Source organism: Xylanibacter ruminicola 23 (assembly GCF_000025925.1).
Taxonomy (GTDB): Bacteria; Bacteroidota; Bacteroidia; order Bacteroidales; family Bacteroidaceae; genus Prevotella; species Prevotella ruminicola.
The window spans coordinates 2,312,892-2,336,506 of record NC_014033.1 but is presented as its reverse complement, the minus strand read 5'-3'; the positions used below and the strand labels follow the sequence as shown (position 1 = coordinate 2,336,506).

Genomic DNA, 23,615 nt, shown 5'->3' with positions numbered 1-23,615 from the left:
AATAGAAAAAGATTTCTGCTGCAAAGGTAGTAATTTTTTTTAAACTACGTGCGCGATAACAGCACAAGTTAACATAGTTTTAGGATATAGCCGCCCAATTAATATTTGTTTTACGTAATTGGCGCAGTCGGTTCCATAACATGCTGAATTTCTCAGAGTTACATTCTGGGTCCTCGTCAATAATCTTTTGTGCCTCGTCGCGGGCCATCTGCACAATCTGTCCATCGCGGGCTATGTCAGCAATCTTTAAATCGAAAGCCATACCACTCTGCTGGGTGCCTTCCAGGTCGCCAGGACCACGGAGTTTCAGGTCGGCCTCGGCTATACGGAAACCGTCGTTGGTATCGCACATAATGTCGATACGCTTGCGGGTGTCCTCGCTCAGTTTGAAGGGAGTGACGAGAATGCAATACGACTGGTCGGCACCTCGACCTACACGACCTCGGAGCTGGTGCAACTGGGCCAGTCCGAAGCGTTGGGCCTCGAGAATAACCATGACTGAGGCGTTAGGAACATTCACACCTACCTCGATCACCGTTGTTGCCACAAGTATCTGTGTCTCACCACGTACAAAGCGTTGCATCTCCTCCTCTTTGTCCTTAGGTTTCATACGTCCGTGTACCTTACTCAACCGGAACTCGGGGAAGGCTTCGCGCAGTACCTCAAAGCCATCTTCAAGGTTCTTTAGGTCGCTCTTGGCACTCTCTTCGATCAGGGGGAACACGATGTAAACCTGTCGGCCCTCGTTAATCTGCCGACGGATGCCATCGTAGAGCGACGTCATACGCGAATCAAACACATGTGTGGTTTGTACGGGCTTACGGCCTGGAGGCAACTCGTCGATAATGCTCACGTCGAGATCGCCATACAGAGTCATGGCTAAGGTGCGTGGGATAGGCGTGGCAGTCATCACTAATACGTGGGGTGGGTTAGTGCTCTTACTCCAAAGCTTGGCGCGCTGGGCCACACCAAAGCGGTGCTGCTCATCGACCACCACAAAGCCTAATCGGGCAAACTGCACAGTATCCTCGATGACAGCGTGGGTGCCCACCAGAATGTTGATGGTACCATCCAACAGACCTTCGAGCACCTCTTCGCGACGTTTCCCCTTTACCATACCGGTAAGCAGGGCTACGCGCAGGTTCATATCCTTGAGGAATCCCATGATGGTTTGCAGATGCTGTTCGGCCAGGATTTCGGTTGGGGCCATGATACAGGCCTGATAGCCGTTATCGATGGCAATCAGCATTGACATCAGTGCCACAAGTGTTTTACCGCTACCCACATCACCTTGCAACAATCGGTTCATCTGGCGGCCAGAACCCATATCCTTGCGAATCTCCTTAATCACACGCTTCTGGGCACCTGTGAGTGGGAAGGGCAGATACTGACTATAGAAAGTGTTGAATACATCGCCTACCGTAGAGAATACATACCCACGGAACTTGCGACGCTGATCGCTCGCGTACCTTAATATATTAAGTTGTATAAAAAACAGTTCCTCGAACTTCAAACGCAATCGGGCACGCTCCAGGTCCTTGGCGTTCTGTGGATAGTGTACCGTGCGCAGGGCGAAGTCACGACCTACCAGATGCAAGGGCTGGTAGATAAAATCGGGGATGGTTTCGGGTTGTGGCGGAAGTTTCTCGATGAGCGTCTTGGTGAGTCGTTCGATGGCACGCGAGTTCAATCCGCTCTTCTTCATCTTCTCGGTGGTGTTGTAATAGGGCTGAAGTCCCATCGCTGTGAGATCAACCTTAGAAGCATCATCCAGGTCGGGATGGGTGAAGTTGATGCGGTTGTTAAACACAGTGGGTTTGCCAAACACCAGATACTCGGTACCTATCTTATAATTCTGTTTGGCGTATTTGCCACCATTAAACCAGGTAAGGTCACAGATGCCGGTGCCATCTGTAAAGTGTGCCACTACGCGCTCCTTACGCGGGCCCATCGGAAAGGTCTCGAAACTCAGGATATGTCCTACCACCTGTACAAACGGCATGTCGCCCGTAAGCTCGTGGATGGTGTACACCTTCGAGCGGTCGACGTATTTGTAGGGGTAGTACTCCAGCAGGTCGCCGTAACTCTCAATGCCAAGCTCGTTGCTCAGCATCTTCTTACGGTTAGGTCCCACGCCGGGTAAGTATTTGATATCCTGATTGAGTATGTCCATTATATAAGAACCTCTGCGATTTTTAAATCGTAGGGAGTGGTAATCTTGATGTTTTCGCGGTTGCCTTCTACCAAGGTAATGTTGTAGCCGAATGCTTCAACTACCGAGGCGTCATCAGTAAAACCGTCGTTGTAGGGCTGACGATTGGCTGCCTTCAGCAGTTGGATGTCGAAGGTCTGGGGTGTCTGCACCAGTCGATAGGCATCGCGAGGCACTGTTTTGGATTGGTCGCCTTCCAGATGGCGTACGGTCTCAACAACGGGGATGACTGGAATGACGGCCTTTTTTTCTCTTGCTGTCGTATAGCAGTTACGAATTACCTCGATACTGGGGAAGGGGCGCACACCATCGTGTACACCTACCACGCCGATAGCATCATCGGGTACCTTGGCCAGTCCGTTCTGTACTGAGTGGAAGCGTGTTTGTCCGCCATTGGCTAAGGTGTACTCCACATCAAAATGGTACTCCTGGCACAGCTGATGCCAATAGGCCTGCTGGGCTTCGGGTAATACCAGAATAATCTGGATGTCCTTAGAGTACTCGCGGAATCGCTCCAGTGTGCGCATCAGTACGGGCTTGCCACCAATGGGCAGAAACTGCTTGGGGATGTCCGACCCCATGCGCAAGCCCTTACCGCCTGCTACTATGATAATATAATCCATTATTTCTGCATTAAATGTTTAAAGCGCATACCCTCGGCAATCTGGTCGGCAGTTTGCTTGTCAACCAACTGTCCGAGCAGTTCGTAGGCGTAGGGGAAAGCTGCTGCAGGACCCTCGGCAGTGGTGATGTTACTATCTACGGTTACCAAATCGCCTGTATAGCGGGCACCATTCTCGGCTAATGCTTTCTCAAAGCCTGGATAGCAAGTAGCCTGCTTGCCCTCCAGAATACCCAGTGGGGCGAGTACTACGCCTGGAGCAGCACAGATGGCAGATATCTTCTTGCCTGCCTGGTACTGAGCCTTCAGGGCTTCGCACAAACCAGAATGGTTGAACAGGTTGCTGGCGCCTGGCATACCACCTGGCAGCATCAGCAGGTCGGCATTATCGAACTCGCCCTGCTCAAACAGAATATCAGCTTCGATATTCACGCCGTGGGCCGACGTTACCAAAGGAAATTCAGAGATGCTAACGGTGGTTACATCAACACCTCCACGACGTAATACATCTATAGGAATCAAGGCCTCTACATCCTCGAAACCTTCTGCTAGGAAAACATAAACTTTTGCCATAATATTCTCGATAATTTGTTATTCTGACGGCAAAGATACAAATTTTTTGGCACGAATTACACGAATTGCACGAATTTTTATATCTTTGCACCCAAAAGATACAAGAATGGAACATCGTAAACTCAGGTTTGCCCTGTTGGGCAATATTTATCAGGCCCGCAAATCGGCCAGTATCCAGAAGGTGCTCTCAACGATCGCCAACTATGGCGCGGAGCTCTATGTTGACATGGAGTATTATTACTTCCTGAAGGATAATCAGCGACTGGACGTGAAGGCTACTAAGGTTTTCTCGGACAATGATTTTGATGCCGACTTTGTGATTTCGATGGGTGGTGATGGTACATTCCTGAAGGCGGCTTGCCGTGTGGGCAAGAAGAATATCCCCATCTTAGGCGTAAATATGGGCCGACTGGGTTTCCTGGCTGATATCAGTCCCGATGATATCGAACATTGTATGCGTGCACTCTATAACGACGACTATGCGGTAGAGAGTCGTGCGCTGATACAGGTGGAGGCTGATGGTGCACCATTGGGAGAGTGCAGTTGTGCACTGAATGATGTGGCCATCCTGAAACGCGATACAGCATCGATGATTTCGATACGTGCCAGTGTGAACGGACAGTATCTGAATACGTATCAGGCTGACGGACTGGTGATTTCTACTCCTACGGGTTCAACGGCTTACTCGCTCTCAAATGGCGGCCCAATCATTGTGCCTGGCACCAAGGTGTTCTCGATGACGGCAGTTGCGCCCCATTCGTTGAATGTGCGCCCCATAGTGTTGGCCGATTCGTCGGTGATTGAGCTCGATGTAGAGAGCCGCTCGCATAACTTCCTGGTGGCTATCGACGGTCGATCGGAGAAATGCAAAGAGGGCACGAGGATTGTGCTCCGTCGTGCCCCATATGATATCAAGGTTGTTAAGCGTTCTGATCATCGTTATTTCAACACCCTTCGTGAAAAAATGATGTGGGGTGCTGATACACGCTGATTACTTAACAACAAAATCGATGGTTTTCAGGTCCTTATCCATTGATGAGGTACCGTAAAGAATCTGATAGCGACCTGCCTTTGTGGCCAGTTCGTCGATCATCTCATCGTAATACTCGAATGCCTCGCCATCCAGTGTTATGGTGGCCTTCTGTGTCTCACCTGCTTTCAGATTCAGCTTCTGGAAACCCTTCAGGGCCTTGATAGGTGCGCCTGCATCATCGAGACGCTTTACATATACCTGAACGGTCTCGGTTCCCTCGCGCTTGCCAGTGTTGGTTACAGGTACGGTCAGGGTTACCTTACCATTCTTTTTCATCTGTTTGGCTGAAATCTTGGCATCGCCGAGCGCAAAGGTGGTGTAGCTCAAACCATAGCCGAATGCATACTGAGGCACACCTGTAAAGTAACGATAGGTGCGGTTCTTCATCGAGTAGTCGAGGAAATCGGGCAGGTCGTTGTTAGAGCGATAGAAGGTTACGGGCAGTTTTCCACCAGGGTTGTAATCGCCAAACAGCACCTCGGCCAAAGCCTTAGCACCACCCTGACCAGCATACCAGGCCTGCAACAGAGCATCGTACTCGCCCTCGACACTACCAAAGGCAATGGCCGAACCTGAGCAGTTTACAAAGATAACAGGCTTGCCAGTCTTGTGCATAGCTTTTACCAACATCTGCTGAACTTTTGGCAGCTCAATGTCCTGTTTGTCGCCACCTTCGCCTTCCATCTGGGCTGAGATGCCACCGATGATCACGATAGCATCGGCCTCCTTCACCTGGTTGGCCAGGTCGGTAAAGTCAACCAGGTTGCGCTCGCAGATATCGCCACGCAGCATAGCAAACTGTCCGTTACCATGCTTGTACTCGATGACTACGTCGTAGGTCTTACCTGCCTCAACAGGGAACGACTTGTACTGGGGCTTGCGACCAAATCCGAAGAAACCACGACGGCCACCTGCCTGAGCCTCTTCTACTACCTCGCCATTTACCTTCAGCACGTAGCCGTTGTCAGTAGTCAGGGTGTACTTCATTTCGCCAGTAAAAGTTGAGGTGTACTTACCGCTGATGCGAACACTGAGGGTATCGCGATTCACGCCCTGAGCAAATCCCCAGGCACCAAAGGTCGAGAAGTTCAACTCGTTGTAGTAATCAGTCTTGGCAGGTTCGCCTGCTAATTCCTTATTATTATAAAACTCTGCCTTCACACCCTTGCCATCGTTAAAGTCCTGCAGATGGTGGATGGTGGTATATTCGTCGTTCAGTTCGCAAGCTTTGTTATAGATGATTTTGGCACCAGGTACTGCAGCCTTGATACCTGAGAGCAGTGAGTGCTGGTGGGCGGCAGTAGGTGTGCCACCATAGTTACCATTCAGCATGTTCACATCGTCGGCATTAGGACCAAGCACTGCCAGTGTTTTGATGCTCTTTGAGAGTGGCAGGATACCAGCCTTGTTCTCCAGCAGTACCATACTCTCGCGTGCAGCCTGAACAGCCATCGCATCGTTCTTCTCGCTACTAATCACATCGGCACCCAGTTTGGCCCAAGGTAGCATATCGGCAGGATCGAACATACCCAACTCAAAGCGGCCCATCAGGGTCTTACGCAGATGATTGTCAAGGTCGCTCTCCTTGATGAGGCCTTTCTTCAGTCCCTCAACCAGCGACATGAATACCTTACCGCACTCCAGGTCGGTACCGTTCAACACAGCATCAACCGAGGCCGACAAGCCATCCTTATGGGTTTCGTGCTGTCCACGATTAAAGAAGTTGTTGATAGCGTCGCAGTCGGTCAGTACGATGGCGTCGTAGCCCCACTTGTTACGCAGGATATCAATCAACAAACGGTCGCTGGTGCAGCAGGGCTTACCCTCGAAACGCTGGTAGGCGCACATCACCTCGCGCACGTTACCTTTCTTTACCAGTGCCTTAAAGGCTGGCAGGTAAGTTTCCCACAGGTCGCGGTTGGTTGGCTCTACGTTCATAGAGTGGCGCAAGGGCTCTGGACCGCTATGCACGGCATAGTGCTTGGCGCAGGCGTGGGTTTTAAAGTATTTGTCGTTGTTACCCTGCATACCCAATACGGTCTGTACGCCTAATACGGCATTCAGATAAGGGTCCTCGCCGCAGGTTTCCTGTCCGCGTCCCCAGCGAGGGTCACGGAAGATATTTACATTCGGACACCAGAACGTAAGCTCAGGGTTGCCAGGATAATAGGTAACGCCCATGGGCACGTTAAACAGCTTAGGATCGTTGTGGTCGGTACGGTTCCAGTTGGCACGGGCTTCGTCGGACACCTGCGAGAATACATCGTAGAACAGCTGTGCATTAAAGGCTGCTGCCATGCCGATGGGTTGTGGATAAACCGTATAGCCATCCTGACGCACACCATGACAAGCCTCGCTCCACCAGTTGTAGCTAGGGATGCCCAGACGGTCGATCGAGATCGACTTGTTCATCATCAGTCCCACCTTCTCCTCGGGTGTGAGCAGACTCAGCAAGTTCTCAACGCGCTCTTTGTTTGATAACTTTGTATCCAGATACGGATACTTAACCTGGGCAAACACACTTGCCCCCATCATCGCCGCGATGGTTAAAGTTAAAAGCCTTTTCATTTCACTGTTTGTTTGATATAGTTGTAATTGTTAGATAATGCTGTAAATCTTAGATGTTGTAAGTGGTAGAAAGTTTAATTGCAATAAGCAATTATGTTAGCTCGAGATATAATTTCTGGTACCTGCCGGGTTCTATGCGCTTGATGTAGCCATCGTTGAGCCAGCGCTCTATCATCTTTTCGGCGGTACGCTGGGACACGCCTAGGAATATCTGCATGGAAGGCACGCTGAATTCATCAGGTAGAACACTGTAACGCGAACGCATCAGTTTGGTGTGGCGCTTGCGGGTGGGATAGCTAATGCAGTTAGCCTGCTGCATAAAGTAGTAATCCCAGTATTTGCCAAAGAAATGGCGCTGGCATGCGAACTGGATGTTCATGGCCAAACGGCACAAGTACAGGTCGGTGTCGTCGAGAGTGAGGGTGTGGTGCTGCTGCCACTCATCCCAATGGCGCATCATAATGAAAGGTACGCTTACGGCGATGCCATAGTAGGGTACACGCTTAAGCAACAGTTCGTCGGTTTTCGACTGGTCCTCCTCGGCTTCTTCCATGTGCTCCTTGGCCCATTCGTAGGTGCTTTCTACCAGTTTGCCAATGGGCAGTTCGCCATGGGTAGAGTCTAATCGCTCGGCCCACATGCGCAGGGTTTTGTGCTCCTCAGGCTCTACGTTCGCATCTTCCAACTCCTCACGTTTCAGCATCTCGAAGTGGGTTGAGGGCATGGGAATAGCTGCCAGTCGGGTTGAGAATCCATTGCCTACGTTGTTGGCATTCACCTTGTTTTTCAGAGCGCGGGGTGTGCCTGTATAAACAAAGTTCCAAAACACATTGAAGTCGCAAAGCTCTGAGTCGTAGTTCGAGAAGAACTGTCCATCCTCCTCGTTGTGGAAAGCCTTCAATTCCAGATAGGTCTTGTTGCTCCATGCCTCGCCCTGCTGATTGATGGCATTGTCGAGCTCTGTGTCGAACGAGAGCATGTGCAGGTGCATCTCCTGGCCATCCACCATCTCAACGGCATGCTTCATGTCTTCGATAAACACCTTGTTGGATGTACGGGCAGGGTGGGTACGGATAATTACCTGGGGCTTCTTGGGGCCATCGCCTTTCTGTCCGTTGTCCAGCCACTCCTTGTATTTGCGACGATAGCGATTCTCGGCATTCTGCCCCTCCTTAGATACTTTGCGGATAGGACCGGCTAAAAGTTCGTAGAGATTGGTTACAAACGATTTTCCTGAACCAGGGTCGCCAATGATGAACACGCTATAGTTGAGGCGACGCAACTCCTGAGGGCGATGGTAAAAACGATAGGTACAACGTGTCATCAGCGTACCCAGGAAGGCCGACGATGCAAACATAGCAGCAGGGTAGGCCTCGGTTTTAAGGCCCTTGCACACCTCGCGTAAGCAGGGATATACATCCATCAGCTTCTCGATTTCTTTACCTGCGAATAGCATCTGTCGTTCGATGATTGAACGGTCATTTAAGTTAGTCTCTTTTGTCATTATTCAGTCTTTTAAGATTACACTGCAAAGGTACAAAAAATATTTCAATCTACCAAGAGTGTAACGTTAATTTTACGACAGGAACGAAAAAAAGTTTGGTCATGGTTGTATAATATCTATTATTATAATAATATTATATATTAATTATTTATATATTATAATATATAAATAATCTTATAAGCTATTACTTGTTCTATCTTGACCATATTTTTTCTCTCTCCTGTCGTATGTTACAGTGTTACACTGTGCTGCCATTGTTCCCATTAATGGGAATTTTTGCTACCATTAAATGTAGCAATCGCTACCATTAATAGTAACCGTAACTTCGTGGGCAGATAAGTGCCGGATATCTACCAGATAAGTTACGAGTATCTCATAGATAGTGCCGTACTATCTCCCTGTTTATTAGTTATGTACGCGTGAGGGTTGAAGTGCTAAATAGTGTTAATAGATTGCAGATTTTTGCATAAAAGCTTGGAGCGTATTTGTTTTTATTCTACTTTTGCAGTGTACTATTAAAGTGGTACACTATAACACGTAACATTGAACATTAAAATTAAATAGAATTATGATCGAGGTAAACAACATCAGTTTTAAGTACGCAGGTGGTAAGAACCTGGTATTCGATGATTTCAGTCTGGAACTGAAGCAGGATAATATTTATGGTCTGCTGGGTAAGAACGGTACAGGTAAGAGTACACTGCTTTACCTGATTGCTGGACTGCTGCGCCCCAAGAAGGGTACTGTAAGCTTTGATGGTATCGAGACCAAACTGCGCCGCCCTGAAACACTGCAGGATATCTTTATCGTTCCTGAGGAGTTCGACCTGCCCGCTATGTCGCTCGATGAGTATGTAAAGATCAACCGCCCCTTCTATCCCTTGTTCAGCACAACCGTTCTGGAGGGCTGTCTGAAGGATTTTGAACTGACCACCGACCTGAAACTGAATGCCCTCTCGATGGGACAGAAGAAAAAGGTGTTTATGGCCTTTGCCTTGGCTACCAACACCCGTGTGCTACTGATGGACGAGCCTACCAACGGACTGGATATCCCTTCGAAGAGTCAGTTCCGTAAGGTGGTTACCCAGTATATGACTGGCGATCGCACGCTGATAATCTCAACCCATCAGGTGCACGATGTGGAATCGCTGTTGGATCATATCCTTATCTTGAGTCCACAGAAGCTGTTGCTGAATGCCAGTGTGGCTGATATCCAGGAGAAGTTTACTTTTGAGTATCGCACACCTGCCGAGATGGACGATGTGCTTTATGCCGAGCCTTCGCTTCAGGGTAATGCTGTGATTGCACCACGCAAGGAGGATAGTGCTGAAACTCAGGTTAATTTGGAGTTGCTGTTTAATGCTGTAAACGAGGGTAAAATTTAGAGATTAAACATTAAATCTTATGATACAGTTTAATATACATAGGTTTGCAAAGGTGGCTCGTTGGTCGCTCACTAACGACAAGAGCTACTACATGCGCTCGCTGCTCCAGATGTTTGTGTTTCTTACGCTGGTGTTCCTGTTTTTTACTACCAGCTTTTATTGGCTGAAAGGTGCTGATACAGGTTATAAACCTTGTTGCGTGGTTGTGGTGATGATGTTTTTTATTCAAGTAGCCTTAGGCCCAGCGATGATGTTTAACAGCATGAAAGGGAAACACGATATGCAGGCTCTGTTGTTGTTGCCAGCCTCGAATTTCGAGAAATACCTGATGCGCTATGCCACTTGGATTTTTGTAATAGGTATTATAGTTGTAGCTTATTTTGGAGCCGACTTGGTGCAGTATGTTTTTAACTGGCTGATAGGTAACAATCCGCAGTCTGTAACAGGCGCTCTGTTCGGTCGCTTAAATCCTTTCACTGTTAATTGGGAAGCCATTGGCTCAAAGAAGGTTACGGTTATTAATGCCCTGATTATTTTGTTTCTTTGGCTTCAGTCGTGTTTCGCCCTTGGTGCCACCTTCTTCCGTTCGCACAAGTACTCGTGGATTTTCACCTTATTGGTGCTCATCTTCTTGTCGATGGTACAAACATGGTTGTTCCCTATTTCTTACGAAAATCAGTTTGATATGATTCACGGTGATGCTATTACGCTGCTTCATATCTCTGATGCCGTTTACGGCATTTGGGCCATCGTTAACTACTGGTTGTCGTACAGGATTTTCTGCCGCACTCAGAACATTGGTAAATTTGTAAACATTTGAAAGTTATGAATAGTTTCGATATTAATAGATTTGGAAAGGCTTTGCGCTGGATGATCAGTGTAAACATGCACTCGAAGCTGATGTGGGCCTTGACACTCATACTGGGTGTTTTCTTGGGGGAGATGATGGTGTTGGGCATATTCCGTTCTACAGAACCTGTAGGAACCCATACTGGTGGCCTGGCTGGATTCTTTGTGGTTTTCATCATTATTGGTGTAGTGGCAGGTATTTGTAACCTGTTTGTCGAGCTGGATAAGAAACCAAATCGCCAGGCATTCCTGATGCTGCCTGCTACCAACTTAGAGAAGTTTCTGGCAGCCACCATATTCTCTACTGTATGTGGATTCCTGACGATGCACCTGTCGTTTATCGTAGGCGATACGCTGCGTGTAGTGTTCCGTGCTCTGTTCTATGGTGATTCGTGGAATTCGTTTGTTTTTCCGGAAGTGGTTAAGATGATGACATTTGATGGTATAAGTTCATATCATTCATTGGGTTATCGCCTGATGTCTCTGGCATTTCTGGTGAGTGGACTCGTATGGTTGCATTCTTTCTATACCCTTGGTGGCACGCTGTTCCGCAAGTATGCATTCGTAATCAGTAGCATTGTACTTGTGGCAGGCATTACAGCATTTGTATGGTTTAAGCGTCATCATGGCGGAAGCATGTTTTATACTTACTATACAGCTGATGTGATGGAAGAGGGGGTTGGTGCCATGACCTATGTACTTACAGCATTCTTCGCTGTCTTCTCTGTTGTAAATTACTGGTTATCGTTCCGTATCTTCAAAGGATTTGAATTAATAACTAATAAGTGGTTGAATTATGACTTTTACAAATGATAAACCGATTTACATCCAGATGGCCGACAGGCTGTGCGAGGAGATCCTCTCGGGTGTATATAAAGACGATGATCGCATCCCCAGCGTACGTGAGTATGCCGTGCTGCTCGAGGTGAATACTAATACCGCTGTAAAAGCCTATGAACAGTTGGCACGCGAGGAAATCATCTACAACAAGCGTGGACTGGGATACTTTGTTACTCCAGGTGCCAAACAGCAGATTCTGAAGGCGCGCAAGCAGGAGTTCGTGAAAGAGCGACTGCCAGAATTATTCCGCCAGATGCAGCTGTTAGGCATCACGTTAGAAGATGTTAAAAATGCATATAATGCAACTTTTGGCGAGTAAGCTACGTCAAAACATACAAATAAACTAAGTTATAAATAACAATGATACATTTAAAAGACATCAACAAGACCTATCAGGGTGCCCAGCCACTGCATGTGCTGAAGGGTATCTCGCTCGACATCGCAAAGGGTGAGTTCGTCAGCATCATGGGTGCTTCGGGCTCGGGTAAGAGCACGCTGCTTAATATCTTAGGTATTCTGGATAACTACGACTCAGGGAGCTACGAGCTCGCCGGAACTCCCATCTGGAACCTCTCAGAGCGTAAGGCTGCCGAGTATCGCAACAAGATGATAGGTTTTATTTTCCAGAGCTTTAATCTCATCTCTTTCAAGACCGCCGTGGAAAACGTTGAGTTGCCATTATTCTACCAAGGGGTATCCAGAAAGAAGCGTCACCAGATGGCGATGGAATATCTGGATAAGCTGGGCTTGGCCGATTGGGCCGAACATTACCCCAACGAACTGTCGGGAGGACAGAAACAGCGTGTGGCAATAGCCAGAGCACTCATCACCCGTCCACAGATTATCCTGGCCGATGAGCCTACAGGTGCACTCGACTCGAAGACATCTGTGGAGGTGATGCAGCTGCTGAAGAAGCTGAACCAAGAGGATGGCATGACCATCGTAGTGGTAACTCATGAGAGCGGTGTGGCTAATGAAACCAACAAGATTGTACATATCAAGGATGGTGTCATAGGTCAGATAGAAGAGAATCTCGATCATAATGCTAGTCCTTTTGGCAGCGGAGGTTTAATGAAGTAGTATTTTTAGCAACGGACAACACGACTTAATGACTAAGGAAAAATCGTAAAGTCCTGTAGTCCGTTGCAAAAGAATAAAGATTATGCACGATATAATAACTGAAATATGGCAGACAGCGCGAAGGAATAAACTTCGTACTACGCTCACGGGATTTGCTGTGGCGTGGGGCATCTTTATGATCATCGTGCTGTTGGGAGCCGGAAACGGTCTCATCAATGCCACGATGAAGATGAACGGCGACTTCCTGACCAACTCGATGGAGGTTGATGGCGGTTGGACTTCGATGCCCTATAAAGGCTTGAAGGAAGGGCGCGATATACAGTTGAACGTGAAGGACCTGGAAGCCACTCGGACAGAGTTTACTGAGAATATTGACGAGGTGGGAGCCAACTATTTTACCAGTGGCACTGCCAGCTATGGCGAGAACTACATGAATATCCGCATCGCAGGTGTGCATCCTATTCATACCAAGATTGTCAAAGAGCACATGCTGTGTGGCCGATTCATTAATGATATCGACCTGAAGGATCGCCGTAAGGTGATTGTGCTCGGTGATAACCAGGCTAAGGAGTTGGAACCTAAGGACTATAAAACGTTGTTGGGCAAGTATATCAAGGTGGGCGATATCTCGTTCAAGGTTGTTGGCATCTACAAGAGCCGTGGCGAAGGTAATGGCAGAGCCTATTCTTCTTACACTGCGATCAAGAGTATTTATGGCGCCGATACACCTAGTCTGGGCAGCATCGAGTTTACGTTTAAGGGATTGACCTCTGAGGATGCCAACGAGGCCTTTGAGAAGGACTATCGTCGCCGACTGAATGGTATGCACCAGATTCACCCTGAGGATGATCGCGGCATCTGGATATGGAATAACTATGCTCAAAGCCAGCAGATGGAGAAAGGAATAGATATCATCCATACTTTCCTTTGGGTCATCGGACTCTTCACACTGCTCTCTGGTATCGTGGGCGTAAGTAATATCATGCTCATCACCGTTAAGGAGCGCACCCACGAGTTTGGTATCCGTAAGGCTATTGGTGCAAAGCCTTGGAGCATCCTGCGACTGATTATTGTCGAGAGTGTTATTATCACCACCCTGTTTGGCTACGTAGGTATGCTGTGTGGTGTGTTTGCTAATGAGTATATGGACGCAACGCTGGGGCATGAGGTTACCGACCTGGGAGTTGAGAAGCTTACACTGTTTGTTAACCCTACCGTGGGACTGGATGTTTGTATCGAGGCCACACTGGTGATGGTGATTGCAGGTACTATCGCAGGACTTATTCCAGCCTATAAAGCAAGTAGAATCCGCCCCATTGAGGCACTTCGCGCAGATTAAATTGTAAAATCGTAAATAGTGAAATAGTCAAATGAGACTGGATATAGATTCATACAGAGAAATCATCGACACGCTGACGCGAAACAAGTCGCGTTCGTTCCTCACCGGTTTCGGTGTGTTCTGGGGCGTGTTTATGCTTGTTGCCCTGATGGGAGGCGGAAAGGGCGTGAAGGAGAAGTTGTATAGCAATTTCGAAGGCTTTGCGCAGAATACAGTGATTGTTGGTGCCGAGCAGACCTCGAAACCCTATAAAGGGTTCCGTAAAGGGCGTAGCTGGTATATGGATTATAAGGATGTGGAACGCCTGAAACAGCAGATTCCTGAACTGGAAGCTGTAGCTCCTATCCTGATGGGACGTGGCTCGACGGCCTACTATGGCGACCAGAAGACCACACCTAATATGCAGGGTGCCGTGCCTGAGATGGTGAAAATCATCGCACCAAAGATGTACTACGGTCGTTTCATCAACGAGATGGACATACAGGAACAACGCAAGGTGTGCGTGATTGGTAAAAAAATCTACAAGGACCTGTTTAAGGAAGGTGGCGACCCTTGCGGAAAGAAAATACGTGTGGATTCCACCTATTACGAGGTGGTGGGTGTCGATTATAGTGCAGGCGGTATTTCTATTGGTGGTCGATCAGAAGAAAGAGTCACCATTCCCATCACGATGATGAAGGCAGCCTTTAATCGTGGTAACGCCGTTGACGTCATTGCTGCTATTGGTCGCCCAGGTGTGCTGATGAGTAAAATCACACCACGTATCCGTGAGACGGTGGCCAGAGCGCACTATGTGGATCCTACTGACGAGCAAGGGGTGTTTGTATTTAATACCGAACTGATGTTCCAGTTGATTAATAATCTGTTTAAGGGTGTGAATATCCTCATCTGGTTGGTTGGTCTTGGAACTCTTTTGGCTGGTGCCATAGGCGTGTCGAACATCATGATGGTAACGGTTAAGGAACGTACCACAGAGATCGGTATCCGTCGTGCCATCGGTGCTACCCCTAAGATGATCCTATCGCAGATTATCAGCGAGAGCATTGTGCTAACGCTTGTGGCGGGTATGAGCGGCATCCTGTTTGCCGTCATGATACTGCAGATGCTCGAAATGGCCAATACAGAAGATGGCATCGTGAGTATTCACTTCCAGGTGACCTTCTGGACGGCTATATTCTGCGCCTTTATCGTAAGCTCGCTTGGCTTGTTAGCTGGATTAGCCCCTGCCGCTCGAGCCATGAGCATTAAACCGGTAGACGCAATGAGAGACGAGTAAAATTAGCAAAAATATAGAATATAATAATAAAAACTATAAGAAGTATGAAAAAGTACAGCAAACTGATTATCGCCGCTATTATCGCGTTGATTTTCATCGGAACATTCGTGTTCCTGTGGCAGAAGAGCCAGCCCAAGGAAGTTGTTTACAACGAGTTTACTCCAAAGCTCGACAGCATCCAGAAAACCACCATTATTACAGGTAAGATTGAGCCCCGTAACGAGGTGAATATCAAACCCCAGATCTCTGGTATCATCTCAGAATTGTTGAAAGAGCCTGGCGACTATGTGAACGCTGGCGATGTGATAGCTAAGGTTAAGGTGATTCCTGATATGGCCCAGCTGTCGAGTGCTGAGATGCGTGTACGTCTGGCTGAGATCAACCTGAAGCAGGCTCAGACTGATTTCGAGCGTGAGCAGAACCTCTTTAACCAGAAACTGGTGAGTGCTGATGAGTTTGATAAGGTTAAGATTAGCCTGAATCAGGCCAAGCACGAAAAGCTGGCTGCACAGGATGCTCTCGAAGTGGTGCGCGATGGTGTGTCGAAGTCGAATGCTAAAGCTTCTTCAACTCTCATCCGTTCTACCATTAGCGGTGTTATTCTCGATATCCCTGTTAAGGTGGGTAATTCGGTTATCCTGTCGAATACCTTTAACGATGGTACCACGATTGCCACAGTGGCTAATATGAAGGATTTGATTTTCCGTGGTAATATCGATGAGACTGAGGTAGGACAGTTGGTTAACGGCATGAATATGAAAATTACGATTGGTGCCCTGCAGGACCTGAAGTTTGATGCTGCATTGGAATACATCTCGCCAAAGGCTATCGAGAGCAACGGAACCAACCAGTTTGAGATTAAGGCAGCTGTAAAACTTGTAGAGGGTGGAAAAATCCGTTCTGGCTACAGTGCTAATGCCGAAATCGTGTTGGACAAGGCCAACAAGGTGCTCTGCATCCCAGAAAGCGCCATCGAGTTTAGTGGCGACAGCACCTTTGTTTACGTGATCAAAGGTAAAGGCAAAAATAAAACCTACGATCGCACTTTTGTTGAAACAGGTCTCTCTGACGGTGTGAACATTGAGATTAAGAAGGGTATAACTGCCAAGGATAAGGTACGTGGCCCAGAGATTGTTACAGACGATAATGAAAAATAAGCGATTATGAAAAGATATGTTTTTGCATTGATGATTGGTTCGCTGGGCCTTGGTACTGCTAGTGCCCAGAAGGCATGGGGCTTGCGTGAATGCTGTGAATATGCAGTGGAGCATAATATCGGCATTAAGCAGCAGCAGAACCAGTGCCGCCAGCAGGAGATACAACTCTCTACTGCCAAGAACTCGCGTTTGCCAGATTTGAGCGGTAGTGTAAGTCAGAACTTCTCGTTCGGACGTGGTTTGACAATGGATAATACCTATACCAATAAGAATACCAGTAGCACATCGCTGCAGTTGGGCGCAAGTGTACCTTTGTTCACAGGTTTCGAGATCCCCAACCAGATTAAACTGAATCAGCTGAATCTCGAAGCAGCTACTGCTGATCTGGAGAAGGCTAAGAACGATATCCGCATGCAGGTGGCTCAGGCTTATGTGCAGATTCTGTACGATATGGAGATGGCTGATGTGGCTCATCGCCAGATTGAAATCGACTCTGCTCAGGTGGCTCGACTTCAGGCTTTTGTTGATAATGGTAAGGCCAGTGGTGTTGAACTCTCACAGCAGAAAGCTACTCTGGCCAACAGTAAGCTGACTGCTACTCAGGCAGATAACAATATGCGTCTGGCCGTCCTGACGCTAACCCAACTGCTGGAACTTGATACACCTGAGGGATTCGCAATTAATCGCCCAACCAAAGAAGATTTGGATATGATTGCCAATCTGGTTAATATTGTTACTCCTGATCAGGTTTATGCAGAGGCGCTTGGTATCAAACCAGAGATTCTCTCACAGCAGTTAAAACTGAAGGGTGCTGCTCATAGCATTAAGATTGCTCAGGCAGGTTACTATCCTACACTCTCGCTCAGTGGCGGTTTGGGTACTAACTACTACACCACTTCAGGTCTCAAGTCAGATGGTTTGGGTAAGCAGTTGGAGAACAACTTCAGTCAGTATATCGGCTTAAATCTGAGTGTGCCTATCTTTAACCGTTTCTCTACCCGGAATCGCATTCGTAGTGCACGTGTAGATCAGGCTAATCAGCAGCTGCAGCTCGACAACACCAAGAAAACCCTGTATAAGGAGATTCAGCAGGTGTACTATAATGCCCTGAATGCGCAGACCAAGACTCAGAGCTCTGCTGAGGCTGTTAAGAGTTCGAAGGATGCCTTCGATCTGGTACAGGCTAAGTACGAGAATGGTAAAGCTACTATCACGGAGTTTAACGAGGCTAAGAATAATTATATGAAATCAGAGTCGGATCTGGTTCAGGCCCGATACGAGAATCTCTACCAGCAGGCCCTGTTAGAGTTCTACCGAGGTAAGGATTTGAACTTCTAATGCATAAAAACAGAAAGTAGCTTTTCTATTTGCGAAAAGCTACTTTTTGTTTGTTCTTGATGTATATGCCGTTTTTGGATGGCGTGCTGGCTAATCGCCTCCCATCCATCGAGTACCATGCACAATCCTCGCATCTACCATTCTTAACACCTTGTATGCCGGTACTGCTGTTGGCAAAGTTCTTCAGCTCGTAGAAGGCTGCGTAGGGTTGCCCTGTTTTGTGATTGTATAAGGCTGCGTTCCACCAACCATCAGTAACACCTTTTTCTCCGTTATCTTCCATCCACCACCAGAACAGGCCCTTTACTGATTCGTGCTTGTTCAGCATCGTCACAAGGTCGGCGGTAAACTGTCGCTGGCCCTCTTCGCTGTAAGGGTAGGTGGCTCTATAATCGAATGTGGTCTCGCTTAATGCCCATGCATAGCTGTAGCCAGTTTCTACCACCATGATGTCCTTGCCATAATTCTTGTTCTCCAAGGTTGTGATGGCCGCTTCGAGTTGGTTCAGATCGCCATGATAGGCAGGGTAGTAGCTCAGACCGATGATATCGAAATCGAGCGAGGCTGTCTTCATACGGTCGAAGAAATCTGCAAGCACATCGGTATCTGGGGTACGTTCACTATGGATAATGATTCTGGCCTCAGGACACACCTCGCGACAAGCCTTGCCTGCCTGTTTCAATAGGCTGATAAAGCGCGTCCAGTTGGCTGCGGGCGAGTTGGTATAACAGCGATTGGTGTTATTGCCATCAGCTACTGCTTTGGTGCCCCATAGCATGCCGAACGAAATCTCATTGCCTGTTTGGATAAAGTCGGGTGTTGACCCTGCGGCTGTCAACTGCTCCAAGCAATCTTTGGTGTACTCGTAAATCTTGGTGTTCAGTTGCTCGTCAGTAAGCGATTTCCACGCATCGGGTGTCCACTGTTTGCCAGGATCGGCCCAGGTGTCGCTATAATGAAAGTCGAGTATTAGTTTTAAGCCCGCGTTCTTAATGCGCTTGCCTAAGGTTTTTACATACTCCAGATCCTGACATACGGCCTTGTCGTTGTCCTTGCTCGGGTCGACAAACAAGCGCACACGCATAGCATTCAGGCCTTCTTGCTTAAAGAATGCCAGTACATCAGTTACTGTATTACCTGCTTGATCCTTATATGCCACGCCAGCCTCTTCGTATTTGGGTAGCATGGAGATATCGCCACCTACGTACTTCTGAGCAAAAGTATTGCTCGTGCTCAGAAGTGGTAGGGTAGCTGAGAATAGTAGTTTTAGTAGTTTCATTAGTTCCTTTTTATAAGAGTGTTATTTCTTATGTCTGTTTGCCCGTTGCTCACGGTATTTGGCTTTCTGCCTTGCAGAGCCACTACCATGAGCACCAGTGATATACTTTTTCTTTTTGGCCTTGGTTTTTACCTTGCCATCGTCTTTCGGCTTGTCACCTCCACGTCCGAAGTTGATGCCGTTCTCAAGAATGTTCTGAAAATCGTCCATTAAAATGTTTAATGTTTAATGTTTAATGTTTAATGATGGAACAGACGTACACCAGTAAACGCCATTGCGATACCATACTTATCGCAAGTCTCAATTACATTGTCGTCGCGAACTGAGCCACCAGCCTGAGCAATGAACTCTACGCCGCTCTTATGAGCACGCTCGATATTGTCGCCAAAGGGGAAGAAAGCGTCGCTACCCAGAGCCACCTTGGTGTTCTGAGCTATCCATGCCTTCTTTTCTTCCATCGTCAGCACCTCGGGCTTCTCCTTAAAGAACTGCTGCCAGGTGCCATCACGCAGTACATCATCGTGGTCCTCTGAGATATATACGTCGATGGTGTTATCGCGATCAGCACGGCGGATATTGTCGATGAAAGGCAGATTCATCACTTTTGGATGCTGGCGCAGCCACCAGATATCAGCCTTGTTACCAGCCAGGCGTGTGCAGTGGATACGGCTCTGCTGACCAGCTCCGATACCAATGGCCTGACCATCCTTTACATAGCAAACTGAATTAGACTGAGTATATTTCAGGGTGATAAGTGCGATAATCAGGTCGCGCTTAGCCTCGGCAGTAAAGGTCTTATTCTGTGTAGGCATGTTCTCGAAGAGTGCATCGTCGTCGAGCTTAATCTCGTTACGACCCTGCTCGAAGGTGATGCCGAATACCTGCTTACGCTCGATAGGCTCGGGTACGTAGTTAGGATCAATCTTAATCACGTTGTAGGTACCCTTACGCTTATCTTTCAGTATCTCGATAGCCTCAGGTGTAAAATCAGGCGCAATCACGCCATCGCTCACCTCACGCTTCAGCAGTTTGGCGGTGGTAGCATCGCAGGTGTCGCTCAGAGCTACAAAGTCGCCATAGCTCGACATGCGGTCGGCACCACGGGCACGTGCATAAGCACAAGCGATGGGGCTCTCATCAAGGTCCTTCACGTCATCTACAAAGTAGATCTTCTTCAGTGTGTCGCTCAGAGGCAGACCAACTGCAGCACCGGCAGGGCTAACGTGCTTGAACGAAGCTGCTGCAGGCAGACCGGTAGCAGCCTTCAGCTCCTTAACAAGCTGCCAGGCATTGAAAGCATCGAGGAAATTGATATATCCAGGACGACCGTTGATGACTTCGATAGGTAGCTCACCCTCGGTCATGAAAATGCGCGAGGGCTTCTGATTGGGATTACATCCGTACTTGAGTGCTAATTCTTTCATTTTTGCGATATTTTTTTTATTTCTGTGTGCAAAGGTACAAAATAATTTTGTAATTTTGCACCAAACTTAAATTATTAACATGGAGAAGAAACGATTGGCGCTTCGAAAGCTGCTGGAGGCAGTAGAGAAGGAGATTCTGAAGAAACCTGATAAGAAAACACTCGACCGTTTGGCGCTGTTGGCAGGATTTCAGAGTTGGGATGATTTTCAGCACGCCCTGCATGGGGAATAAAAAAAGAGGCTCGCACACTTAGGTGCAGCCTCTTTTTCTTTTTTATTCACCAACGTTGTGGCGCTTCTCCTTAATACGAGCAGCCTTACCAGTGAGCTTGCGCAGATAGTAAAGCTTAGCGCGGCGAACCTTACCTACCTTGTTAACCTCGATGCTCTCAATGTTGGGAGACTCGATTGGGAAGATACGCTCTACACCAACGGTGCCTGACATCTTACGTACAGTGAAGCGCTTCTTGTCACCGTGACCAGCAATCTTAATTACTACACCACGATAGAGCTGGATACGCTCCTTTGAACCCTCGATAATTTTGTAAGCGACAGTGATTGTGTCACCAGCCTTGAACTCTGGGAACTTCTTGCCGGTTGCAAATGCTTCTTCAGCAATCTTAATTAAATCCATTGTACTTTAATATGTAATTAAATTGTTGTATCGTTCCAACGCAACATAACAGGCCTCACGAAACTTCCTGCCAGCGATTACGCCGAAAAGCGGGTGCAAAGGTACAACTTTTTTTGGAATCAAAGAAATATTTCGGATATTTTTTGTATTTTTGCACCATTAAATTAAGTTGAGATGGATAAAAGACATGTTTTTTATGCTTCATTAGCCTCTTTATTATTGGTTTCGTGTGCACCCAAACAATTCCAACTAACTGGTATTGAGCGCACTCGCGTGATTGTAGACAGTCGTTACGATCAGAATCCTGATGAGGCTGCTGTGAAGTTTCTTGAGCCTTACAAGCATGTAAACGACAGTATTATGGGGCCCATTGTTGGTACCGTGGCACGTAACATGCATGCCACACGTCCTGAGAGTAATCTCTCTAATCTCCTGGCCGATATTCTGGTATGGTCGGGTAAGGATTATGGCGAGGATCCTGTATTGGGTATTTACAATATGGGTGGAATACGTGCCGACCTGACAAAGGGTAAGGTAACCTATGGCGATGTGCTTGATGTGGCACCTTTCGAGAACAAGATTTGCTTTATTACACTTACAGGCGAGCAGGTTCTTACGCTGTATGCCCAGATTGCTCATCGTGGTGGCGAGGGTGTAAGTCATGGCGTGGAGATTGTGGCCACTGAGGATGGCAAACTGCTGTCGGGTAAGCTGCATGGTAAGGAAATCGACCCTAAGGCCGATTATCGTATTGCTACTATCAATTACCTGATTGAGGGTAACGATGGTATGCCTGTTCTTAAAGAGGGTAGGGATATTATCGCCCCCGATGCAAAGAGCAATAACACCCGATTCCTGATTATGAACTATTTCAAGGATCATCAGGCTCGTGGTGTTGAAGTAGATTCTAAAGTTGAAGGACGTATTAAAATCCAGTAAAGCTATGCGTAAATTTCATCTTATTATAATGGTTGCGCTCCTGGCTTTTGTTTCTGCCAGCGCTAAAACCAAGAAGCAGCTTGTAGTGCTGCACACCAACGATACCCACTCGTGCATTATGCCGCTTAACGAGAATCTTGATAATAAGGATCTGGCAGGTCGCGGTGGCTTTATACGCCGTATTAATATGATTAAGGAAGAGCGCCGTCAGAATCCTGATCTGTTGTTCTTCGACTCAGGCGATTTCTCGCAGGGCTCTGGTTTCTATACCCTCTTCAAGGGTGAGGTTGAGATTGGCTTGATGAATCAGATGGGCTACGATGCTGTTACCATCGGTAATCATGAGTTTGATTTTGGATTGGAGAATATGGCCAAGCTGTTCCGTATGGCTAATTTCCCTGTAGTTTGTTCGAACTATGACTTTACAGGTACACCTTGCGAAGGTCTGGTAAAGGATTATGTCATCCTGAAGCGTAATGGCTTGAAGATTGGTGTTTATGCTCTGGGTGCTCCTATGAAGGGACTTGTGGCTAATAAGAACTGCGAAGGCGTCAAGTTCCTCGATCCTATTGAGACATCGAAGAAGTATATCGATATCCTGCGCCGTCGCGAGAAGTGCGATGTGGTTATCTGTCTCTCACACTTAGGTTGGGCGATTTCTGAGTATCCCGATCATAAGTTTATGAGCGAGGTGCAGGGACTCGACTTGGTGCTGGGTGGACATACCCACACTTACATGCCCACACTGGAGTACGCACCTGATAAGACTGGCAAGCAGATTCCTGACGACCAGAACGGTAAGCACGGCGTGTTTATCGGCAAAATGGTGCTTACGTTCGAGAAGTAAGTTTATTCAAAGTAGAACGTTAATACAATCATCTTCGTATGCCCGCTCTTAATCGAGTTGGCATACGTTTTTTTATAGTCGTCCTTGATATCGGCTACGTGACTTTTGTCGATCCTGTTGCCTAATCCATAGCAGAACTTCAATTCGGGTGCCAGTTTGAAGAAGGGTAGATACAGATCGCATCCCAAGCCAACTTCCAGCATCAGGTCGGTACGCTGCAGTTGCACTATCTCCTGACTCTTGTTGGTAAGATTCACCATGCCGTTAACACCTGCCAGCATGTAAGGGCGGATATTGTTCCATCGCTGGGCCGAGAACTTCAGGTCGACGGGTACCGAAAGATAGGTATTCTTCAGGTCCTGTGTCTCAGTTCTTGGGTTGCCATGCGTGTCTGTCTCGTCCAACTTGTGCAAGGTTAGGTGCTTGGCACCAAAGTGCATGGTGGGTACGATGCGCAGGTTCAGATTGTTGGATAGGCGCATGTCGGCCAGTACACCTACCGAGAATCCGGTATTCCAGCGGTCGGCATCGCACACGATTGGAGCTTCGGTTTCAAACTCAATATCTTGCAGGTTCATGCCTACTGCAATACCAAAGTGCATAGGGCGCAAGTCGATATATGGCTTGTGCTGTATCACGTATCGTCGTTGGGCTACACAGCTTGTGGCGATGCAGAGTGCTGCTATGATGGATAGAATTCTAAGTCTCATACATATA

The 23,615-nt window shown here is 47.6% G+C and carries 23 protein-coding genes; 13 read left to right on the top strand and 10 right to left on the bottom strand.

Annotated elements, in window-relative coordinates; translation table 11 throughout:
- Positions 1-79: 79 nt before the first annotated feature.
- Genes recG through PRU_RS10035 form a run of 3 tightly spaced genes read right to left on the bottom strand, consistent with a single transcriptional unit; the run spans position 80 to position 3,407 of the window.
- Complete coding sequence (gene recG / locus PRU_RS10045; RefSeq protein ID WP_013065155.1) at positions 80-2,173, bottom strand: ATP-dependent DNA helicase RecG; 2,094 nt, start codon at positions 2,171-2,173, stop codon at positions 80-82.
- Positions 2,173-2,835, bottom strand: a complete 663-nt coding sequence (locus PRU_RS10040) for a 2-C-methyl-D-erythritol 4-phosphate cytidylyltransferase (RefSeq protein WP_013064790.1) — start codon at positions 2,833-2,835, stop codon at positions 2,173-2,175. The genes recG and PRU_RS10040 overlap by 1 nt, the downstream gene beginning before the upstream one ends.
- Positions 2,835-3,407 (bottom strand): DJ-1 family glyoxalase III, encoded by a 573-nt coding sequence (locus tag PRU_RS10035; RefSeq protein ID WP_013064333.1) that lies wholly within the window; start codon positions 3,405-3,407, stop codon positions 2,835-2,837. The genes PRU_RS10040 and PRU_RS10035 overlap by 1 nt, the downstream gene beginning before the upstream one ends.
- Positions 3,408-3,513: 106 nt before the next feature.
- Between PRU_RS10035 and PRU_RS10030 the strand changes: the two genes are divergently transcribed.
- Positions 3,514-4,398, top strand: a complete 885-nt coding sequence (locus tag PRU_RS10030; protein ID WP_013063591.1) for an NAD kinase — start codon at positions 3,514-3,516, stop codon at positions 4,396-4,398.
- Here the strand turns inward: PRU_RS10030 and PRU_RS10025 are convergent, their stop codons facing one another.
- Both PRU_RS10025 and PRU_RS10020 read right to left on the bottom strand, forming a co-directional pair.
- The gene (locus PRU_RS10025; protein ID WP_013065423.1) at positions 4,399-7,008 is read right to left on the bottom strand and encodes a glycoside hydrolase family 3 C-terminal domain-containing protein; all 2,610 of its coding nucleotides are present in this window, start codon (positions 7,006-7,008) and stop codon (positions 4,399-4,401) included. It abuts the gene before it with no gap.
- A gap of 91 nt (positions 7,009-7,099) precedes the next feature.
- Positions 7,100-8,512 (bottom strand): YfjI family protein, encoded by a 1,413-nt coding sequence (locus PRU_RS10020; protein WP_041386084.1) that lies wholly within the window; start codon positions 8,510-8,512, stop codon positions 7,100-7,102.
- 568 nt (positions 8,513-9,080) lie between these two features.
- Here PRU_RS10020 and PRU_RS10015 point away from each other — a divergent pair.
- The 9 genes from PRU_RS10015 (at position 9,081) to PRU_RS09975 (ending at position 17,775) form a co-directional block, all read left to right on the top strand.
- Positions 9,081-9,896, top strand: coding sequence for an ABC transporter ATP-binding protein (locus tag PRU_RS10015; RefSeq protein WP_013065276.1), 816 nt, complete (start codon positions 9,081-9,083; stop codon positions 9,894-9,896).
- Positions 9,897-9,915: 19 nt separating this feature from the next.
- On the top strand, positions 9,916-10,716 hold the full coding sequence (locus PRU_RS10010; protein ID WP_013064987.1) for a hypothetical protein: 801 nt from the start codon (positions 9,916-9,918) through the stop codon (positions 10,714-10,716).
- A 5-nt stretch (positions 10,717-10,721) separates the two neighbouring features.
- Positions 10,722-11,558, top strand: coding sequence for a hypothetical protein (locus PRU_RS10005; protein WP_013063679.1), 837 nt, complete (start codon positions 10,722-10,724; stop codon positions 11,556-11,558).
- Positions 11,542-11,904 (top strand): GntR family transcriptional regulator, encoded by a 363-nt coding sequence (locus PRU_RS10000; RefSeq protein ID WP_013065157.1) that lies wholly within the window; start codon positions 11,542-11,544, stop codon positions 11,902-11,904. The genes PRU_RS10005 and PRU_RS10000 overlap by 17 nt, the downstream gene beginning before the upstream one ends.
- A gap of 41 nt (positions 11,905-11,945) precedes the next feature.
- Positions 11,946-12,665, top strand: a complete 720-nt coding sequence (locus PRU_RS09995; protein ID WP_013064621.1) for an ABC transporter ATP-binding protein — start codon at positions 11,946-11,948, stop codon at positions 12,663-12,665.
- Between the two features lie 82 nt (positions 12,666-12,747).
- Positions 12,748-14,004 carry an ABC transporter permease gene (locus PRU_RS09990; protein ID WP_013064327.1) on the top strand — a complete coding sequence of 419 codons (1,257 nt, stop codon included), beginning with the start codon at positions 12,748-12,750 and terminating at the stop codon, positions 14,002-14,004.
- Positions 14,005-14,035: 31 nt separating this feature from the next.
- On the top strand, positions 14,036-15,280 hold the full coding sequence (locus tag PRU_RS09985) for an ABC transporter permease (protein ID WP_013064804.1): 1,245 nt from the start codon (positions 14,036-14,038) through the stop codon (positions 15,278-15,280).
- A 44-nt stretch (positions 15,281-15,324) separates the two neighbouring features.
- A complete protein-coding gene (locus PRU_RS09980) occupies positions 15,325-16,437 on the top strand; it encodes an efflux RND transporter periplasmic adaptor subunit (RefSeq protein ID WP_013063976.1) in 1,113 nt (370 codons plus the stop codon).
- A 6-nt stretch (positions 16,438-16,443) separates the two neighbouring features.
- Positions 16,444-17,775 carry a TolC family protein gene (locus PRU_RS09975; RefSeq protein ID WP_013065148.1) on the top strand — a complete coding sequence of 444 codons (1,332 nt, stop codon included), beginning with the start codon at positions 16,444-16,446 and terminating at the stop codon, positions 17,773-17,775.
- A gap of 25 nt (positions 17,776-17,800) precedes the next feature.
- On the opposite strand, the gene PRU_RS09970 is transcribed toward PRU_RS09975, so the two are convergent.
- The 3 genes from PRU_RS09970 to PRU_RS09960 are packed head-to-tail and all read right to left on the bottom strand — an operon-like array spanning position 17,801 to position 20,487.
- The gene (locus PRU_RS09970; protein WP_013065744.1) at positions 17,801-19,054 is read right to left on the bottom strand and encodes a glycosyl hydrolase 53 family protein; all 1,254 of its coding nucleotides are present in this window, start codon (positions 19,052-19,054) and stop codon (positions 17,801-17,803) included.
- 21 nt (positions 19,055-19,075) lie between these two features.
- The gene (locus PRU_RS09965) at positions 19,076-19,264 is read right to left on the bottom strand and encodes a hypothetical protein (protein ID WP_013064993.1); all 189 of its coding nucleotides are present in this window, start codon (positions 19,262-19,264) and stop codon (positions 19,076-19,078) included.
- 29 nt (positions 19,265-19,293) lie between these two features.
- Positions 19,294-20,487 (bottom strand): phosphoribosylaminoimidazolecarboxamide formyltransferase, encoded by a 1,194-nt coding sequence (locus PRU_RS09960; protein ID WP_255397378.1) that lies wholly within the window; start codon positions 20,485-20,487, stop codon positions 19,294-19,296.
- Positions 20,488-20,557: 70 nt separating this feature from the next.
- Here PRU_RS09960 and PRU_RS16115 point away from each other — a divergent pair, with 70 nt between their 5' ends.
- A complete protein-coding gene (locus PRU_RS16115) occupies positions 20,558-20,710 on the top strand; it encodes a hypothetical protein (RefSeq protein ID WP_155267466.1) in 153 nt (50 codons plus the stop codon).
- A gap of 42 nt (positions 20,711-20,752) precedes the next feature.
- Here PRU_RS16115 and rplS read toward each other — a convergent pair whose 3' ends face one another.
- A complete protein-coding gene (rplS, locus tag PRU_RS09955) occupies positions 20,753-21,112 on the bottom strand; it encodes a 50S ribosomal protein L19 (RefSeq protein WP_013065233.1) in 360 nt (119 codons plus the stop codon).
- Between the two features lie 174 nt (positions 21,113-21,286).
- Here rplS and PRU_RS09950 point away from each other — a divergent pair, with 174 nt between their 5' ends.
- Both PRU_RS09950 and PRU_RS09945 read left to right on the top strand, forming a co-directional pair.
- A complete protein-coding gene (locus tag PRU_RS09950) occupies positions 21,287-22,051 on the top strand; it encodes a 5'-nucleotidase C-terminal domain-containing protein (RefSeq protein ID WP_013064242.1) in 765 nt (254 codons plus the stop codon).
- A 4-nt stretch (positions 22,052-22,055) separates the two neighbouring features.
- Positions 22,056-22,898 carry a bifunctional metallophosphatase/5'-nucleotidase gene (locus PRU_RS09945; protein WP_013063822.1) on the top strand — a complete coding sequence of 281 codons (843 nt, stop codon included), beginning with the start codon at positions 22,056-22,058 and terminating at the stop codon, positions 22,896-22,898.
- Positions 22,899-22,900: 2 nt separating this feature from the next.
- On the opposite strand, the gene porT is transcribed toward PRU_RS09945, so the two are convergent.
- Entirely contained in the window at positions 22,901-23,608 is a 708-nt protein-coding gene (porT, locus tag PRU_RS09940) for a type IX secretion/gliding motility protein PorT/SprT (RefSeq protein ID WP_013065400.1), read from the bottom strand.
- Positions 23,609-23,615 lie beyond the last annotated feature (7 nt).

Excerpts from the sequence above, each read along its gene's own strand:
- PRU_RS10005 (WP_013063679.1), top strand. The coding sequence starts at position 10,722 with ATGAATAGTTTCGATATTAATAGATTTGGAAAGGCTTTGCGCTGGATG.
- PRU_RS09950 (WP_013064242.1), top strand. The coding sequence starts at position 21,287 with ATGGATAAAAGACATGTTTTTTATGCTTCATTAGCCTCTTTATTATTG.
- PRU_RS10010 (WP_013064987.1), top strand. The coding sequence starts at position 9,916 with ATGATACAGTTTAATATACATAGGTTTGCAAAGGTGGCTCGTTGGTCG.
- PRU_RS09985 (WP_013064804.1), top strand. The coding sequence starts at position 14,036 with ATGAGACTGGATATAGATTCATACAGAGAAATCATCGACACGCTGACG.
- PRU_RS10025 (WP_013065423.1), bottom strand. The coding sequence starts at position 7,008 with ATGAAAAGGCTTTTAACTTTAACCATCGCGGCGATGATGGGGGCAAGT.
- PRU_RS09970 (WP_013065744.1), bottom strand. The coding sequence starts at position 19,054 with ATGAAACTACTAAAACTACTATTCTCAGCTACCCTACCACTTCTGAGC.
- PRU_RS10035 (WP_013064333.1), bottom strand. The coding sequence starts at position 3,407 with ATGGCAAAAGTTTATGTTTTCCTAGCAGAAGGTTTCGAGGATGTAGAG.
- PRU_RS09975 (WP_013065148.1), top strand. The coding sequence starts at position 16,444 with ATGAAAAGATATGTTTTTGCATTGATGATTGGTTCGCTGGGCCTTGGT.
- PRU_RS09945 (WP_013063822.1), top strand. The coding sequence starts at position 22,056 with ATGCGTAAATTTCATCTTATTATAATGGTTGCGCTCCTGGCTTTTGTT.
- PRU_RS09995 (WP_013064621.1), top strand. The coding sequence starts at position 11,946 with ATGATACATTTAAAAGACATCAACAAGACCTATCAGGGTGCCCAGCCA.
- PRU_RS10030 (WP_013063591.1), top strand. The coding sequence starts at position 3,514 with ATGGAACATCGTAAACTCAGGTTTGCCCTGTTGGGCAATATTTATCAG.
- PRU_RS09980 (WP_013063976.1), top strand. The coding sequence starts at position 15,325 with ATGAAAAAGTACAGCAAACTGATTATCGCCGCTATTATCGCGTTGATT.
- PRU_RS10000 (WP_013065157.1), top strand. The coding sequence starts at position 11,542 with ATGACTTTTACAAATGATAAACCGATTTACATCCAGATGGCCGACAGG.
- PRU_RS10040 (WP_013064790.1), bottom strand. The coding sequence starts at position 2,835 with ATGGATTATATTATCATAGTAGCAGGCGGTAAGGGCTTGCGCATGGGG.
- PRU_RS09965 (WP_013064993.1), bottom strand. The coding sequence starts at position 19,264 with ATGGACGATTTTCAGAACATTCTTGAGAACGGCATCAACTTCGGACGT.
- PRU_RS16115 (WP_155267466.1), top strand. The coding sequence starts at position 20,558 with ATGGAGAAGAAACGATTGGCGCTTCGAAAGCTGCTGGAGGCAGTAGAG.
- porT (WP_013065400.1), bottom strand. The coding sequence starts at position 23,608 with ATGAGACTTAGAATTCTATCCATCATAGCAGCACTCTGCATCGCCACA.
- recG (WP_013065155.1), bottom strand. The coding sequence starts at position 2,173 with ATGGACATACTCAATCAGGATATCAAATACTTACCCGGCGTGGGACCT.
- PRU_RS09990 (WP_013064327.1), top strand. The coding sequence starts at position 12,748 with ATGCACGATATAATAACTGAAATATGGCAGACAGCGCGAAGGAATAAA.
- PRU_RS10020 (WP_041386084.1), bottom strand. The coding sequence starts at position 8,512 with ATGACAAAAGAGACTAACTTAAATGACCGTTCAATCATCGAACGACAG.
- rplS (WP_013065233.1), bottom strand. The coding sequence starts at position 21,112 with ATGGATTTAATTAAGATTGCTGAAGAAGCATTTGCAACCGGCAAGAAG.
- PRU_RS10015 (WP_013065276.1), top strand. The coding sequence starts at position 9,081 with ATGATCGAGGTAAACAACATCAGTTTTAAGTACGCAGGTGGTAAGAAC.